The following is a 14,250-nucleotide window of genomic DNA, read 5'->3' on the forward strand; positions in this document are numbered from 1 at the left end:
CACGCTGACGAAATCGGGGGACATTACCAGCCTGTCACCCTGATCGAAGCCGGGAAACTCTGCCTTCGGGCGGTCCAACGTTGGGGGTCGGATCAGAAGCCGGGAAACTCTGCCTTCGGGCGGTCCAACGTTAGGGGTCGGATCAACTCAAACCCGGAGTCTCGCTCACGCTGGATAAAAGTTGGGGGCAACGTCAACTCAACACGTTCGAAGGAAAGTGGACTTTTTCTGCAGGACCCAAAGTGTATTTTTTTTGATGTGTGAATCGGCATGCGAAGTTGACCCACTTGGGTGGGTTATGAGCGAGTAAAATTGACCCACCTGCCACGTTAGCATCCGCGCAGAATAGCGCGGAGGAAAGAGCAGGTGATATTGATGGAAAGTGTATCGAAGATCAGACTTTGGATTTTGCAGGAGGGTCGCAGCATCCGGTCTGTGGCGCGGGCAACCGGTTTGTCGCGCAACACGATCAAGAAGTATCTGAAGGACGACAACCCGCCAAGCTATCAGCGGCAAGCACCACCGGCTCGTCATAAGCTTTGTGATGGATTTGACACGCGGCTTCAGGAGCTCTTCGAGCAGGATCAAAAGCGTCCGCGCCGGGAGCGGCGAACGGCCGTGAGGCTTTATGAGCAGCTTGTGTCGGAAGGGTATACCGGGTCCTATTCGCCGGTTCAGCGTTTCGTCCGAGACCTCAAGCGCACCGATGCCGGATCGGGAGAGGCGTTCATCCCCCTGCATTTTGCTGCCGGTGATGCCCTCCAGTTTGACTGGAGCGAAGAGCGCGTTGTCCTGGGCGGTGTCGAGCAGAAGGTGAAGGTTGCCCACTTCCGCCTGTGCCACAGTCGCAAGCCCTTTGTCGTCGCCTATCCCGGCGAGAGCCAGGAGATGGTGCTGGATGCTTTTGTGCGGGCGCTGTCCTTCTACGGCGGGGTTCCGCGACGGGTGATTATCGACAATCCCAAAACGATGGTGACCTATGTCTCCCGCTCGAAGGACCGGGTGTTCCATCCGCGGTTCCTGGCATTGATGAACCACTATGTCATGGAACCGGTTGCCTGCACCCCCGCGTCGGGTTGGGAGAAGGGACAGGTCGAGAACCAGGTCCAGTTTTTACGAGGCCGCTTGTTTGTTCCCATGCCAGCCTTCGATGATCTGGATGGGCTGAACGACTGGTTGCGCCTGCCCTGCGAGGAGCTGGCAAATCGCGCCCATCCTGAATACTCCGCCCGCACGATTGCAGAGGTTTTTGAAGATGAGCGTGCCGAGCTGCGCCCCCTGGGGCGGGCTTTTGACGGCTACGTGGAGAAGACGGTGCGTGTCCGCTCCACCTGCCTGGTTCAATATGCCAGCAATCGCTACAGCGTGCCTTCCCGGTTTGCAGGCCAGCATGTCTCCCTGCGCGCCTATGCGGGCCGGATCGTGCTGGTGTCAGGCCAGGATGTCATTGCCGAGCACAAGCGCCGCTTCACCCGCAACGTCAGCTACTTTGAACCGTGGCATTACGTTCCTCTGCTGGACCGCAAACCCGGCGCCTTGCGCAACGGGGCACCCTTCGTGGACTGGCAACTGCCCGATGGGTCGCTGTCTTCGGCGATGCCAAGATGACAACCGCGCTCTTGGATCGCGTCACGCACCACTGCGCCATCATCGAGACCGGCAACAGGTCATACCGCTTCGCTCAGAGCAAAGGCCGCAGAGAAGAATAACCGCATCGCAAGCAAAGCCCCCAGACGGACTCGCTATATGAGGGCGGCCCGCCTGGGGGCTTTGCCCTCTGAACGACGGGTCAAAATCAAACGCTGAAACCGGGTCAGTTTTGAACGCTCATTGACATGATGGAACCGAAAGCAAGTTTTGTATCGCCACGGCTCCTACATGTCGATTTAGCGCCCCCCCATCTTCTATCTTTCGGTTACTTCACCATTCCTCTCGGTAGCTTGCATCGCCTCAGCTCAAATGCCCTGTTGCATCGGCCTCTACCTCTCCCCTAAATGACCTAGCGGAACAGATGCTGCTCAGGATGAATCAATGCTAAGAAAATGGTCGCTCAAGAACTTTAAGTCATATAGAGACTTGGATAAACTAGAGCTGTCTAGCATCAATGTTCTAGCTGGTGCTAATAGTAGCGGTAAAAGTACGATTATTCAGAGCATTTTACTTCTGAAACAAACACTTCAATACGGATCACCGGATCGGCCGGTAGCTTTAAACGGCCCACTTCTGCGCATGGGCGCATTCTCTGATATTAGAAACAACGCGTCGGTTGGTGAAGCTGTGGGTTTCAAATTTGAGTTTGATGTGTCTGAAGATTCCAACTTTGATGAGAGTCATAGTACTTGGTACAGAGCGTTGAACTCCGCCAGGTTCTCGAAGGAGAATTCAGAAATTCAAAAGATTTCCGCAGAATTCTCTCTACTTGATGATGTTGAGGGAGTTGAAGACCCACCAGTTTTCAAGTCATCTAATCCAATCATGCCAAAGTTTAAAATGTCTGTTACCAGTAACATAAATGAGGTAACAAGAGATGCTACAGTAGAACTAATTAGGCATGACGCGACTGGAATGGATAACATCGAACATCAAGGCTTCGAGTACTCAGTTAGGCTTGATAAAGAATCAGAAGCTTTTCTTTTTGAGGACTTACCCAAAGCAGCTATTGCCGGTGCCTTCACTAGCAGCTTTTTACCGAGCCTTATGGGAGTCAGATACGATGCTGGTGAAAAAGAGGCTAAAGACATCGTCAAAAACCTATTTAATCCGAGGCAAAGTTTATTAAGTCGATCATCAGCAGTAAGCCCTGAGGACCTTCCACCTAAGGTAATAGAGCTAATTCGTGAATGGCTAGATCTAGGAAGTCAAGAACAGGGACTGTTTCCAATTGGTTCTGAGCCAAATGGCGATGTGGTAGAGCAAATGCAGAAAGCCGTAAGGAATTCTGAGAGGAAAAGGGTACATAGAACATCGCTAAGAAATGTACTATCAAGCGATGATGCTCCTGACCCTTGGGAAACGGCAAGCTTGTTGGAGCTTAAGGATGATGTACTGCGCGCGCTTAGCAACGAAATGGGAGGTAAGCGTTCTCTTGTGGGTAGGGAGCCGAAAGACATTGAAAGGTCGAGTGAATTTCTGCGCCGCTTCTTTCAAGAAGGCGTTCGATATTTAGGTCCTTTGCGTGATAGCCCACGACCAGTTTATCAGCCCGAAGCGTTGGAAAGTGAAACTGATGTGGGGTACCGTGGTGAACACACCGCTGCAGTTTTGGACATAAACCGGCGTCGGCTAGTCTTCTATCACAGACCTCCAGTGGAGAATTTGGAGGACGACTATGCCAATGTGGCAACTCAGCACTATGCTCAATTGCATGAAGCTGTCGTGGAGTGGCTGGTATACTTGGGCGTCGCAGACGATGTGGTGACCACCGATGCTGGAGTATATGGCAATAGACTCCAAGTTTCCACTGACAATCAAGGCCACCTGCACGATCTTACGAACGTAGGGGTTGGTGTGAGCCAAGTCCTACCAATTGTTGTGATGGCTCTGTTAGCACCCAAAGGTAGTCTGCTAATATTTGAGCAACCTGAACTTCACTTACACCCAAAGGTCCAAGCAAGGCTGGCAGACCTATTTTTAGCACTAGCTCTGGATGGCAAACAGATGATCTTGGAAACACACAGTGAGTATTTAATTGATCGTTTTCGACTTAGAGTTGCTCTCTCAGATACTGACAGTGTCAGACCTTTAGTCAATATTCTGTTTTCCGAAAAAGCAAATGGCCAATCCGATTTGACTTCAATTGATCTCAACGAATTTGGGGGCGTATTAAAGTGGCCAAAAGACTTCTTTGAGCAGTCACAGAAAGACGTGAGTCGTATTCTGAGGGCTACGGCTAAACGTCGAAAGAATAAATTGAAAAATAGCTGATGCCTAATATTTTAGTTGATACGGCGTTGCTCGCAGTCCCTAATTATGCCGAGGTGGGTGCCGATGCAGATGAATTGATTGACAGAGTAACTCATTTTGCTCAGTTGGCCGATCCTGAAGTCCCCGTTTCAATGGTGCTGCTGAACGATGTTGAGGCTATCCTGTGGGACAATAATGCTGGACCCGACTTCGATGCAATTGAGGAATTTATCAATCTGGTAGGCCTTGCTGATGTATACAGTCCGCAAGATCTATTCAGGCAATATACTTATATTCTAGAAGCATCATCTCGCGCATCAGAGTTTTTTGATACTTTGGTCGCAGAGTGCTCAGAGGTTACTGTTACGCCAGAACTCCCGAGCAACCTCTTCCCTCTCAATATGAGGTTTGAAACCCACAGGGTTTTATCACAGCTTTGTATTAAAACTCTTCCTGATCGACTATGGTTATACGGCTCTTCACTTCGATGTGAAGGCATCCTTTCATTTTCTGTGTCCACATCTATCAACAGTGTCGGCGAAGTGGGTGATGACAAACCCAGTCCAACCTTGCCTTTGCAATTGAACGATGACATACCAGTCTTTCATAAAATTTGGGATATTGTATCTTTAGCTATGGCTGAACGTCTTTGGGTAGAGGCTCAGAATGCTGGAGATTTAGCCCTCTCAATTACAATTGGTTCACTGGCTTTGCTTCGGACCACCAATAAAGACGCTAAATTCTCGGAACTGAAGGTATTCGGAGTTGGAAGTGGATTTATCGATAGCTTAAAAGCAAACCAATGCTTTGGAGATGGAAAATTCTCAGGTAATGCCGCTCGAATGTGCATGGGTATCGTCGCGGGCTTGCCTTTTAACTCAATCCAAAAGATGCGCATATCTCAGAAAAGTTCTAAACAGAGAGTACGTGCGGCTGATAAAAGCTTAGCCTATCGCACACATATTACAAAAGGAGGAGTTGGACTTCGTTTAATGTTCTGGGAATCTCAACAGATAATTGAATTTGCTAACATTGGTCCGAAACTCGAAGAGGAAATTGAGACCGGCATAGCTTCTTCCAGAGTCTACGTGAGCCTTGGAGACCTTTTCTGAGCTTGCATGATGGATTAGCAACCAAAACAGAGTTTTCCAGCCTATTCTGGCTATGCTTGTCTTCAGACATTATGACGAACTGCGATCGTCTAAGTAGGGCCGTTCGCATAACTTTGCAAAGTTCGCTTACTGCGCAACCCGGACATGCGCGGCAGAAGCGAACGGTAGGTGCCCGCTCTCCTGTGCGATCGTTGGTCGAAAATGCTGCGACATGTGCGATTGGCAACTTCGATGACATGCTTCATTTGCTGTGCCGCGCCTGAATCATTTTGGAAGACTCCGGAAAACCAAAATCTCGCAAGTACGCGGATCCATAGCCAGGGCTGTCCTGTGACAGCCCGGTACCCTCAGCCTTTCTTGTCCCGCCTCAGCTCAAGCCAATCCGCGATCATCCGGCGGATCATCTCGGGCCTGGTCGGCACGTCGTCTTCGAGCCGCCTGACATCGTCGATGGCCTGAAGCATGGCTGCATCCACCCTGAGCATAACCGGGCTCGTGTCTTTCTTTGGTTGGCCACGACTTTTCTTCATGCTGTCCTCTTGATTACTTAATATCAAGATATCATATATAACGTGTAGGCGCAAGAGTTGCTGCTCCGGCGCCTACACTGACCGAAGCGATCTAACAGGAGATCACCATGGCTATGCATGCGTCTATCACGCCGACCCCGCGTTCCGGAACCACAGACTACGGCTTTTCCAAGGATGCCGAGGTGCTGGACGAAATCTTCGATCAGCTTCACGCGGCACTTGATGCAGAAGCGCTCGTCTCCAATGGATATTTTCAGATCGCTCTGTCCGGCTTGGCGCACTCGGCTGCCGATGCATGGGCGACGTGCGAGACGTCGACCATGCGGTTTCTGATGCGACCATGTCTTGTTGCGGACCACGTTCTTGCCGCCGAGCATCTGCTGGACGTGCTCCAGGACCGCGGTCTCGACCATGAACGTCTTTGCATCGCCCCGGTCGCTCTGATGTCCGCTGCAGCCCGGTGCGTGGCTCGCCCGGACATCGAGAACATCGTCCTGACCCGGCAGTTGTCGCACCTCGCCGGCCTTCTGCGCGCGGTGATCGAGGATAGCGCGATGCCGCACGATCTGCAGGATGATGCGGAGCCCGGCTCGCCCTCTCCCACGCCCGATCTCTGAGCCTAGCGCCCTGAACTTGCCACAGCGATGCCCGGGTCACCCGGTCATCGCCCCATTCCCCGTCCTGTTCCAGGAGTATGTCCATTCGCCACTCAATCTCATCTAACATTTGTCGCTGACGGCGCCGCCGTCTCCCTTTTTCCCGGAACCCTTCATGCTTCCTGGCGCGAGGCTGCGTCCGGTGCTGGCTTCGACCTCGTGGCACGTGTCCGGGATCGCTACAGCTTCCTCCTGCGATGCCGCACCTGCCGGCAGATCTCGATCAAGCCCCGCAACGTGGTCGTGGACCACACTCCGGAATGCCATCACTGCATCCGCCGGCGGCGGGAGGCGGCCGCATCCCAAATCGGGGCGACGCTTCTGGGCTCCGACCCGGATCACCGACACTATGGCGTCTTCGTACTCGAGTGTGGTCACATCGTTCGCCGCCAGTACCTGCGGGTCGAGAAAGCTGCAGACGGCGGTCATCGTGCCGGATGCGAGGCCTGCCGAGAAGCCGCCTATGACGAGGCCGCATCGCGGCATGGCTGGTCTCTGAACGGTCCCGCAGCCTCTGGGCGGACAGGCTATCGCAGCTATCGTCATCACTGCGGGCACAAGCAGAACGTCTCCGTTGGCAACATGACATCCGGCGATGTGGACTGCGCCCGCTGCGGCGAATCCTGGACGTCCAAGCCGTCATCCATCTACCTGTTCCGGATTGACCTGCCTTCCGGATCTGTTCTGAAACTTGGGTACAGCAGCAATCCGCGGAAAAGACTGCGCCACCAGCTGGGGATTGCCCACGGCACCCCCACGCGGATTCTTCGAACTATTCCGATCCTGACGGGTCATCAGGCGGTTTGCGCGGAAAAATCCACGCATGCCTGGATGCGTCGATATCATCCTGATCTGATCGTCCCCAAGAGCGACTACGGCGCCGCGATCAACACGCGCACCGAAATCTACCGCCTGCTTTCGGCACCGATCCTGCACGGACTTCTCGATCGCATCGAAAGAGGTCTCCCCCCGATATCTCTCTGATCTCTTTGAGCCATTTCCCGGACAGCGCAGCGCTGTCCGGTCCCCTTTTCCTGTTTTCGGAGGCCACCATGTTGCGTCTTTCCCCGACACCTTCTCTCTCATCTTCGTCTCTCTATTTTGCCCGGGCAGTCCTCGAAGAGCTCGCTCGCGCTGATATCCTGCGGGTCCTTGGCCAGTCGCATCACAAGCGCGATATCGCTTTGCCGCCGGATCCGGAAAGCCTGCCTCTCGGCGACCGCCTTGCAGCCGACTATCGCGGAATGCCTCTCGCGAGCTCTCTCGGTGCAGAGGACATCGCGTTTCATATCACCCGCGGGGTCGATCCCTGGGCCGAAGACCTGCATGGCCGTCCTCATCGGCGCATGTCACGACCTCCTTTGCGCGACATGCAAGCCGCCCTACGCATCCTAGCACTCGTGACAACTTCGGAGGAATTGGCACGGATCGTAACCCCCGGGACTGTCACCACAGTTATCATTCCCTCTAGCCACGAGCGGGAACTCGTCTGGCGCGCGATGACGGATCTTTTGCCAGCACTTGCGACAGTCTTCCGTGCGCGCGGTATGGACTGGACGCGTCCTGAGACACCGGTCTACGGCAGCGATGGATCCGGATCCAAATCTGACGAGGCCCGGAACGCAGCCCGGTTTGCCGAGAACGTCGAAGCCGCAATCGCGAAGGGCGCACCGGTGCTGGCGCTCGCCTCGCACCGCCACGACATGCCCGATGTCGGTCAGGTGCTGTGCGATATGACAATGCCCCTACCGCCGCTCACCCGCCAGATGGTGGTCGAAATGCTGCGCGTGACGCACTCTGTCACTGGCCAGATCGCAGAAGATGCCATCCTCGGTCGGCTTCCGGTGGATTGTGTGCTTGCGTCGCTGCACCCGTCGCTTCTGGCACATGCCTTCGCCGCGACAAGCACGCTGCGTGTCGCGGACCGGCTTGCCGCCATCTCGGAACGTTCCGGAACGCGATCCGGCACGACGCTGGACGACATCGCCTTGCCTGCTGCGGTGCGGGACGACCTGTCCCGCATCCTCGATGACCTCGCCGCATGGAATTCCGGAACGCTGGACTGGTCCGAGGTCTCAGCCTCGATCATGCTGCATGGTGCCCGGGCAACGGCAAGACCATGCTCGCTTCCGGGATCGCCGGATCGGCCGGAATTCCGCTCGTTGCCACGAGCTATGCGGATTGCCAGCGCCACGGACATCAAGGCGACTATTTGCGTGCAATGAATGAAAAGGTCGAGGAAGCGGTCGCACGCGCCCCGTGCGTGTTTTTTCTCGACGAAATGGATTCCTTCATGATCCGGAACCGCTCATCACGGCACAGCGACTACAACATCGGCATCGTGAACGGGCTGCTGGAGCAACTTACCCGATTGAACGAGACGGCAGGCGTGATCGTGGTCGGCGCAGCCAATCACCTTGGCCTGATCGATCCGGCCATCCTGCGTCCCGGGCGGTTCGATCTGCGCCATGAAATCGGTCCACCGGATCGTTCCGGGATCGAGCGGATTCTGTCTGGATCCCTGAATGCCGACGCGGGCCTCGACATCGACACCGCTGCCCGGCGACTGGTCGGGTGCTCGGGCGCTGCAGTGGCAGCCGCGATCCGGGAAGCCAAGGCACAGGCGAGACGGCAAGATACACCCGTGAGCAACGTGCATTTGACAGCTGCCATCGATCGCGTTGCGGCGGACCGGTCTGATGACGAGGCCTGGCGCATCGCCGTCCACGAAGCGGGCCATGTCGTCGTAACGTGGACTTTGACCGGTCAGCTTCCCTCGCTCGTCCGTTTGACGCCGGATGGCGGCGAAGTTCACCATCGTCGCGCTCGTGTGGAAACATTGGACACCGCCCGAGATCATATCGCGGGGCTGCTCGCGGGCCGGGCAGCCGAGAAAGTCATCCTCGGAAGCGCTTCGAGCGGTGCGGCGGATGATCTTGTTCAGGCGACGGAGATGGCCTTCCATACACGCCATGTCTGGGGGCTGGAGGGTAGCAGCTTGATGGCGCTTCCGAAGAATGCGCTCTCACATTTTCTACCGGGGACACCGCTTGCAGATGCTGTCGACGCGATGCTTGCCTCCCAGGCAACACGGGCAGAAGAAGCGGTCTTGCGGCACCAGCACGCGATCATAACAATCGGAGGGTTGCTCCTGGAGCGCGCTGAGTTGACCCATGTCGAACTTGGCATGGCACTTCGGGCACAAGACTTGGACGTCGAGGAAGTTGGCACCGCAAAACCTGAAGAAACGAGATCATGTATTTCAGATGCGTAGGCGACCAACGGCGGGCGACCCCGGGGGTCAGGTGGTCTCGGCCAAGGCGAGATAATCACCGGATCAGTTAAGACCTTCGATGAGCGACGGTGACACACCACCAGCGAATTACATCGAGCTGTCCCTCGACCAACAGGCCGGAAGCAGATAGAGAAAATTGTACAATAATTGCACAGGAAGTTGCACTTAACTTAACTCGGACGACGTCCTCGGAATGAATAAACGTTATCTTTCAGGTAGTTGCAATAAGCTTGTCAATTTAGCTCCGTTCCCTACCGCCGGAGCCGATTTTTCACGAGCCCATCGCGTGAAAATGCTCGAAGGCGGCACTCTTTGGTAGAACCAGATTACTTTCTGACACAACTTTGGCCAAACCCGACGCAGCCTTTCGAATATCTGCCGCGGTCGCGGTCGCCGCGCGTTGAAACTCGAATACAGGTTGGGTGCTGATGTCATCCGTCACAATGATTTCCTGTGCCTCGGAGGCGTCGTTGAGTGTGACTTCTACCGCAAAGCTTCTCAAGCCACCAAGACTGCACTTGCGAATGACAGGAAAGCCATGGCGTGAACTGTGCCCAATCGTAAGCTGAAAATCCGCTCGATCTATTGCGACTTTGAGATCCTTGCTGTGATGGGCTGTATAGTGGACATTCAGGATCGATCCATGCCGGTGTCCGGCAATAGCTTGTCGCTGGCCGTCACTCACTTTGGCGGAATGCAACATGGAACTTAGTGTCTTGCGCATTGCGTAAAAATCTTCATCAAAATCGCCCAGACCAAGATGAACCAGTATCCTGCTGAAGTGCTTTCCGAATGCACTGGTGACATCACCAGTTGTGGATCGACGAGCCGCTTCCGGAAACAAGAGTATTCCGTGCGCCTCAGTCAGGTGTTGCCACCACTCCCGGAACCCCAGATCGAGCAGGATCTGTGGAACGGGCACGATCCGCTTGCTGTCTTCGGTCTTTCCCGTCTGAGCGCAACCCGAGTTGATGGAGAAGGAAAGCACGCTGTTTCTCAAAAGGACATCCCGGCGCTTGAGCAGCAGAATTTCTTCGATCCTTGATCCCATTGTAAGCACGATCAGCGGCACCCAGTAAGTTGCATCGCGCACAATGACGTTGCCGCGCTGCCAGCGGCGATGCTCGGACGCACTACCTGTGTAGACCGGGCTGGTCAGAAATTTCGCCAGACGCTCTTCTGACCAAGGCATCCGCGTTTTCGGTTTTGTCACACGCACATAAAGCTCATCTTCGGGAGCTTGAGCCTGGACATGGCGTTCAAGCTCCCGGTAGGAAAGCACAGGAATGACCGGGGCTCCAAGATCGGCTGCCGCCTTCATCATGCGGTTCAGCCCGTCGCGGTTCCGCTTGATCGTTGTCATCGTCAGGCGCGGAACCAAACACTCTTCGAGGCGCGCTCGCTTCTCGGCCAGCGATAGATCATCCCGCTTACGGATCTCATCCATAATGACAAGATCCCTCGCATCCGCCTCCGAAATCTCGAACTCTTTGGAAATTTTGCGACCCACGGAACGGTACCTGTTTTTACCGTGGGCCTTACCGGTACCCTTGGGTAAACGCGACATCCAAGCAAAGAACTCTTTTTGTCTTTCTTTCGTCAATGCGGTCGCCGGAATGTCACCAAAGTATTCGAGGGCGAGCTTCGCGATCGCAGCGATATTGCCCTTCATGGAATCCGCCGGGTGGTTTTTCAGCGTCTGATCCCAGACACGCGACAAGAGTACGGGCTCGCGGACAAAGACGTCAAAATCTTCGATTCCTTCCTCAGCGCAAAGCGTGCGGCTCGCACTCCGGACATCGTCCCCGTCCAGAACATCCATCTCGACGTCATTGAGGCGTTTTTTCAAGGAAGTCGCCTGACGGCCCAGTTCCGGAGACAGAGGCTCTGAGAGATGCAGCCCCACAACCGCACTGGCCTGCGCAAGGAGACCCTGCACGCTGGACCAGTCCTGACGACGGGACGCGCGGCGCAGCGTCTTGTTTTCGGCTTCCAGTGCTGCGATCCGAGGTTCGACTTGAGCGTCGTCGCCCCAGGCAGGAGTGGATTGCTCCGCCAGGATCCGCGCCAGCTCGGCGCGCAACATTTCAGTCAGCAGGGCTTTGGCCTGCTCTTGGCACAGGGTGCCTGCGTTCAATGCGTCCACGATGTTCTTTTCCTCTCGCTCGTAGACCGTGAGCAGCGCGGCAGTGCGCTTCACGGCGTCGAACGGGAGGTCGGTGCGGAGTGAAAGACAGAGAAACAGTTTGGATCCGTGGTTTGATCCGGTCGCAGGCAATCGCTTGCGGAAATAGAACATCCGGCCCCGACGCATGAGGTAGGGACCGGCTGAATAGGGAGTTTTTCGACGGGGGGCGTAGCCTGCCCGGCGCGGGGCGTGTGTCACACCCCGTGTCACAGTTTTCGCGGACTGTGACACATCCGGCACGCCATCAAGCACGAAGTGCCTGATTTCATTGGATGAGGTGGAAAAGTTGGCTGGGGTGGTAGGATTCGAACCTACGATACACGGTACCAAAAACCGATGCCTTACCGCTTGGCTACACCCCAACTGTCGGGCTACTTACGCTGACAATTCCGGGTGATCAAGCCCTGCATGTTCAAAAATTCATCCAATTCTTCAAACGCTGCCCTCTGCGTCGGATCCTTCCCTTTCGGGTTCGTTGCACGCTTGATCGAACGGGCGAGCCTCACGGCTTCCACTGTACCCCTAGGAACGAAGGTCTGGCCGCTCAAAAACAGGATCGTCACCGACATTCTCGGCCCTGTCTTAGAACCAAAGACCTGAGCGTAGGTGCCACTGCTGCAATCCGAAATAATAGAGGATATCGTCGCCACCCGTGAACATCCGTCGCGTCGATGAGGCTGGTGTCTAAGAATGAGAATCGAATCACCTTTTGCTGGGTAATGGCATCACTGGCCAACAGTGGGTCGGACCAGGGCCTCCACACCATAACTGCGCCCCCGCAGTACCTCTTTCCGCATGCGGCCAAAGCGATGCTCTCATGCCGTAGACAGGCCAATCCAGACTGTATGCAAGGAGACCGGGCCAAAACTGTTTAGCCACGACGAAGCCCTTTTAAACCCCGAAAGGCGCGTCGTTTTCCGCATTCTGCGTCATAGTAGGGTCATAGAACCTGTGCTGCGCCCGCCCACCACGTTTTGAGGCATATAGTGCCAAGTCCGCCTCTTGCATCACGTCGGCGGGATCAACATCGGCGCGGCCGCTGGAGAAGGTGATGCCGATGCTGCCGGAAATTCGGCATTTTTGCCCGTCATAGGCGATTGGACGCTCCAGCCGGGCAATGATCCGATCGGCGATATCCGAGAGCCGGTGCCGGTCAGATACACCGACAAAAATCACGACGAATTCGTCTCCTCCGACCCGCGCTGCGGTGTCATCCTTGCGTGTTTCACCAACAAGAATGCGGGCGACTTGTTGAAGGACATAGTCGCCCGCCGCATGCCCGAAGGAATCGTTCACCTCTTTGAAGAAGTCGAGATCCAGGTGCATCAGCGCAAAGTCCCGGCCCGTCCGGACCAGCCTTCCCAAGATGTGATCCGTCGCGCGCCGGTTCTTAAGCCCGGTAAGTGTGTCGGTGAAAGCCTGTTCCTCGGCAGCGACACGAGCCCCCTGGAGGCGCTTATTTAAGGTACGTGACGCTTCCATCGCGGCGGACTTCGCCTCGACCAGATAAAGCATCTCGATGGTGAGATCGGTGGGCGCGAAATCCGAACCGGTGAGATCATAGTCGCGCACCGCATCCACCACGGAAATCCCGAAGGACAAGTCAATCACCGCTCCACCTTGTCCGTCTGGTACAAGCACACCTTTGAGAGAGGTGCGTGGCGCGTCACGGAACCGCAGATGCAGCTTGGCCCCCTCATGGGCAAGCAGGTCAGCCATGGTGACGAGCAGACGGGGGCGGTACACCTCGAACAGGTCGAGAAAACGGCTGCCGACCATCGCGATTCCCGGGCGGAGCTTTTGCAAAGTTGGCCCGGCTTGTGCGATATGACCTGTCGGCAACAGGTGCACATGCATAGGACACAGGGTCATCAGAATTTTCAGCGGAATGGTCAAGACGCGGACCGCCGTCTGTCCAGTGGGGCGCCACCCAAGTCGAACTGGCGGCCTTCTGCATAACTCGTCTCGATCAGGGTGATGGCAATGCGCTCGCGGCCTTCGCTCCAACCCTCGTGATCCAGAATGACAAGGGCACCGTAATCGTCCGCCATAGCACGCAGAACGCCGACCAGCACCAGCCCGAAACCTGGGACAGGACCCGAGCATATCAACACGTATTGCGATGGCGCGCATTCGGTCAGTTCCAACCCTGGCAGATCCAGGTCTGAAACGGCCAGCCGTGCGCGATCTGGCAGATCATCCAGAGAGTGTAGGAATTCCGTGAAGGTGACGCCACCAAAGCGCAGCAGACGCCGTAGGGATTCCGTGTTCGGATGCGAGACCAGATAGGTGCCCGCATCTTCGAGGATTGCGTCCCGCGGCTTGCAGAGATGCGCGGCCGCAACGTCCAGAAGTTTATCAGTCAGGGCTGAGTCGTAATGTAGCATCGCCTCGAACTCGGGCGGGTCGATGTCCGCGAGACGTGCAATTTCAGCCCAGGTCGCAAGACCATAGGTGTCCTGAAGAAAGCATTGCAGTGTGTTGTTAATCAGCCCGTGCATCAGTTCTTGCCACTCTTGTTCTTGAGCTACACGCTGACATCCGGGGTTTAAGAAACGGGAAACAT

The 14,250-nt window shown here is 55.5% G+C and carries 12 protein-coding genes, 1 tRNA gene and 1 pseudogene; 8 read left to right on the forward strand and 6 right to left on the reverse strand.

The genetic code is table 11. From position 1 onward, the window contains the following. Window positions 1–375: 375 nt before the first annotated feature. From istA to CHB75_RS21385, 4 genes and pseudogenes are all read left to right on the forward strand, one after another. Window positions 376–1,608: an IS21 family transposase gene (gene istA / locus CHB75_RS14645; protein WP_217898794.1), complete on the forward strand. Its 1,233-nt coding sequence runs from the start codon at window positions 376–378 to the stop codon at window positions 1,606–1,608. After that, window positions 1,578–1,709 (forward strand): annotated as a pseudogene (locus CHB75_RS14650) (ATP-binding protein); the annotation flags it as partial. The gene istA and the pseudogene CHB75_RS14650, both read left to right, overlap by 31 nt. A 322-nt stretch (window positions 1,710–2,031) precedes the next feature. Next, window positions 2,032–3,924 carry an AAA family ATPase gene (locus CHB75_RS14655; protein ID WP_089271783.1) on the forward strand — a complete coding sequence of 631 codons (1,893 nt, stop codon included), beginning with the start codon at window positions 2,032–2,034 and terminating at the stop codon, window positions 3,922–3,924. Then, window positions 3,924–5,015 carry a hypothetical protein gene (locus CHB75_RS21385; RefSeq protein ID WP_141135119.1) on the forward strand — a complete coding sequence of 364 codons (1,092 nt, stop codon included), beginning with the start codon at window positions 3,924–3,926 and terminating at the stop codon, window positions 5,013–5,015. The genes CHB75_RS14655 and CHB75_RS21385 overlap by 1 nt, the downstream gene beginning before the upstream one ends. A gap of 347 nt (window positions 5,016–5,362) precedes the next feature. Here CHB75_RS21385 and CHB75_RS14660 read toward each other — a convergent pair whose 3' ends face one another. Continuing rightward, entirely contained in the window at window positions 5,363–5,545 is a 183-nt protein-coding gene (locus CHB75_RS14660; RefSeq protein ID WP_089271785.1) for a hypothetical protein, read from the reverse strand. A gap of 107 nt (window positions 5,546–5,652) precedes the next feature. Here CHB75_RS14660 and CHB75_RS14665 point away from each other — a divergent pair, with 107 nt between their 5' ends. The 4 genes from CHB75_RS14665 to CHB75_RS14685 all read left to right on the forward strand — a co-directional run bounded on the left by CHB75_RS14665 (window position 5,653) and on the right by CHB75_RS14685 (window position 9,475). Continuing rightward, window positions 5,653–6,162, forward strand: a complete 510-nt coding sequence (locus CHB75_RS14665) for a hypothetical protein (RefSeq protein WP_089271787.1) — start codon at window positions 5,653–5,655, stop codon at window positions 6,160–6,162. A gap of 198 nt (window positions 6,163–6,360) precedes the next feature. Then, the gene (locus CHB75_RS21390; protein ID WP_141135120.1) at window positions 6,361–7,185 is read left to right on the forward strand and encodes a hypothetical protein; all 825 of its coding nucleotides are present in this window, start codon (window positions 6,361–6,363) and stop codon (window positions 7,183–7,185) included. 68 nt (window positions 7,186–7,253) lie between these two features. Beyond that, a complete protein-coding gene (locus tag CHB75_RS22120; RefSeq protein WP_245840993.1) occupies window positions 7,254–8,426 on the forward strand; it encodes a hypothetical protein in 1,173 nt (390 codons plus the stop codon). After that, a complete protein-coding gene (locus tag CHB75_RS14685) occupies window positions 8,321–9,475 on the forward strand; it encodes an AAA family ATPase (RefSeq protein ID WP_245840996.1) in 1,155 nt (384 codons plus the stop codon). The genes CHB75_RS22120 and CHB75_RS14685 overlap by 106 nt, the downstream gene beginning before the upstream one ends. 292 nt (window positions 9,476–9,767) lie before the next feature. Here CHB75_RS14685 and CHB75_RS14690 read toward each other — a convergent pair whose 3' ends face one another. The 5 genes from CHB75_RS14690 to CHB75_RS14710 all read right to left on the reverse strand — a co-directional run bounded on the left by CHB75_RS14690 (window position 9,768) and on the right by CHB75_RS14710 (window position 14,185). Beyond that, window positions 9,768–11,795 (reverse strand): site-specific integrase, encoded by a 2,028-nt coding sequence (locus CHB75_RS14690; RefSeq protein ID WP_245840994.1) that lies wholly within the window; start codon window positions 11,793–11,795, stop codon window positions 9,768–9,770. Window positions 11,796–11,971: 176 nt separating this feature from the next. After that, a tRNA-Gln gene (locus CHB75_RS14695) sits at window positions 11,972–12,046 on the reverse strand. A 9-nt stretch (window positions 12,047–12,055) separates the two neighbouring features. Beyond that, complete coding sequence (locus tag CHB75_RS14700; protein WP_089271799.1) at window positions 12,056–12,253, reverse strand: hypothetical protein; 198 nt, start codon at window positions 12,251–12,253, stop codon at window positions 12,056–12,058. Window positions 12,254–12,575: 322 nt separating this feature from the next. After that, complete coding sequence (locus CHB75_RS14705; RefSeq protein ID WP_089272009.1) at window positions 12,576–13,556, reverse strand: GGDEF domain-containing protein; 981 nt, start codon at window positions 13,554–13,556, stop codon at window positions 12,576–12,578. Between the two features lie 20 nt (window positions 13,557–13,576). Further along, entirely contained in the window at window positions 13,577–14,185 is a 609-nt protein-coding gene (locus tag CHB75_RS14710) for a heme NO-binding domain-containing protein (protein ID WP_089271801.1), read from the reverse strand. Window positions 14,186–14,250 lie beyond the last annotated feature (65 nt).

The organism is Puniceibacterium sediminis, from assembly GCF_900188035.1.
Taxonomy (GTDB): Bacteria; Pseudomonadota; Alphaproteobacteria; order Rhodobacterales; family Rhodobacteraceae; genus Puniceibacterium; species Puniceibacterium sediminis.

What these genes read in the sequence shown, in the direction of transcription:
- istA (WP_217898794.1), top strand. Translation starts at nt 376, where the DNA reads ATGGAAAGTGTATCGAAGATCAGACTTTGGATTTTGCAGGAGGGTCGC.
- CHB75_RS14655 (WP_089271783.1), top strand. Translation starts at nt 2,032, where the DNA reads ATGCTAAGAAAATGGTCGCTCAAGAACTTTAAGTCATATAGAGACTTG.
- CHB75_RS21385 (WP_141135119.1), top strand. Translation starts at nt 3,924, where the DNA reads ATGCCTAATATTTTAGTTGATACGGCGTTGCTCGCAGTCCCTAATTAT.
- CHB75_RS14660 (WP_089271785.1), bottom strand. Translation starts at nt 5,545, where the DNA reads ATGAAGAAAAGTCGTGGCCAACCAAAGAAAGACACGAGCCCGGTTATG.
- CHB75_RS14665 (WP_089271787.1), top strand. Translation starts at nt 5,653, where the DNA reads ATGGCTATGCATGCGTCTATCACGCCGACCCCGCGTTCCGGAACCACA.
- CHB75_RS22120 (WP_245840993.1), top strand. Translation starts at nt 7,254, where the DNA reads ATGTTGCGTCTTTCCCCGACACCTTCTCTCTCATCTTCGTCTCTCTAT.
- CHB75_RS14685 (WP_245840996.1), top strand. Translation starts at nt 8,321, where the DNA reads ATGCTCGCTTCCGGGATCGCCGGATCGGCCGGAATTCCGCTCGTTGCC.
- CHB75_RS14690 (WP_245840994.1), bottom strand. Translation starts at nt 11,795, where the DNA reads ATGTTCTATTTCCGCAAGCGATTGCCTGCGACCGGATCAAACCACGGA.
- CHB75_RS14700 (WP_089271799.1), bottom strand. Translation starts at nt 12,253, where the DNA reads ATGTCGGTGACGATCCTGTTTTTGAGCGGCCAGACCTTCGTTCCTAGG.
- CHB75_RS14705 (WP_089272009.1), bottom strand. Translation starts at nt 13,556, where the DNA reads ATGACCCTGTGTCCTATGCATGTGCACCTGTTGCCGACAGGTCATATC.
- CHB75_RS14710 (WP_089271801.1), bottom strand. Translation starts at nt 14,185, where the DNA reads ATGCACGGGCTGATTAACAACACACTGCAATGCTTTCTTCAGGACACC.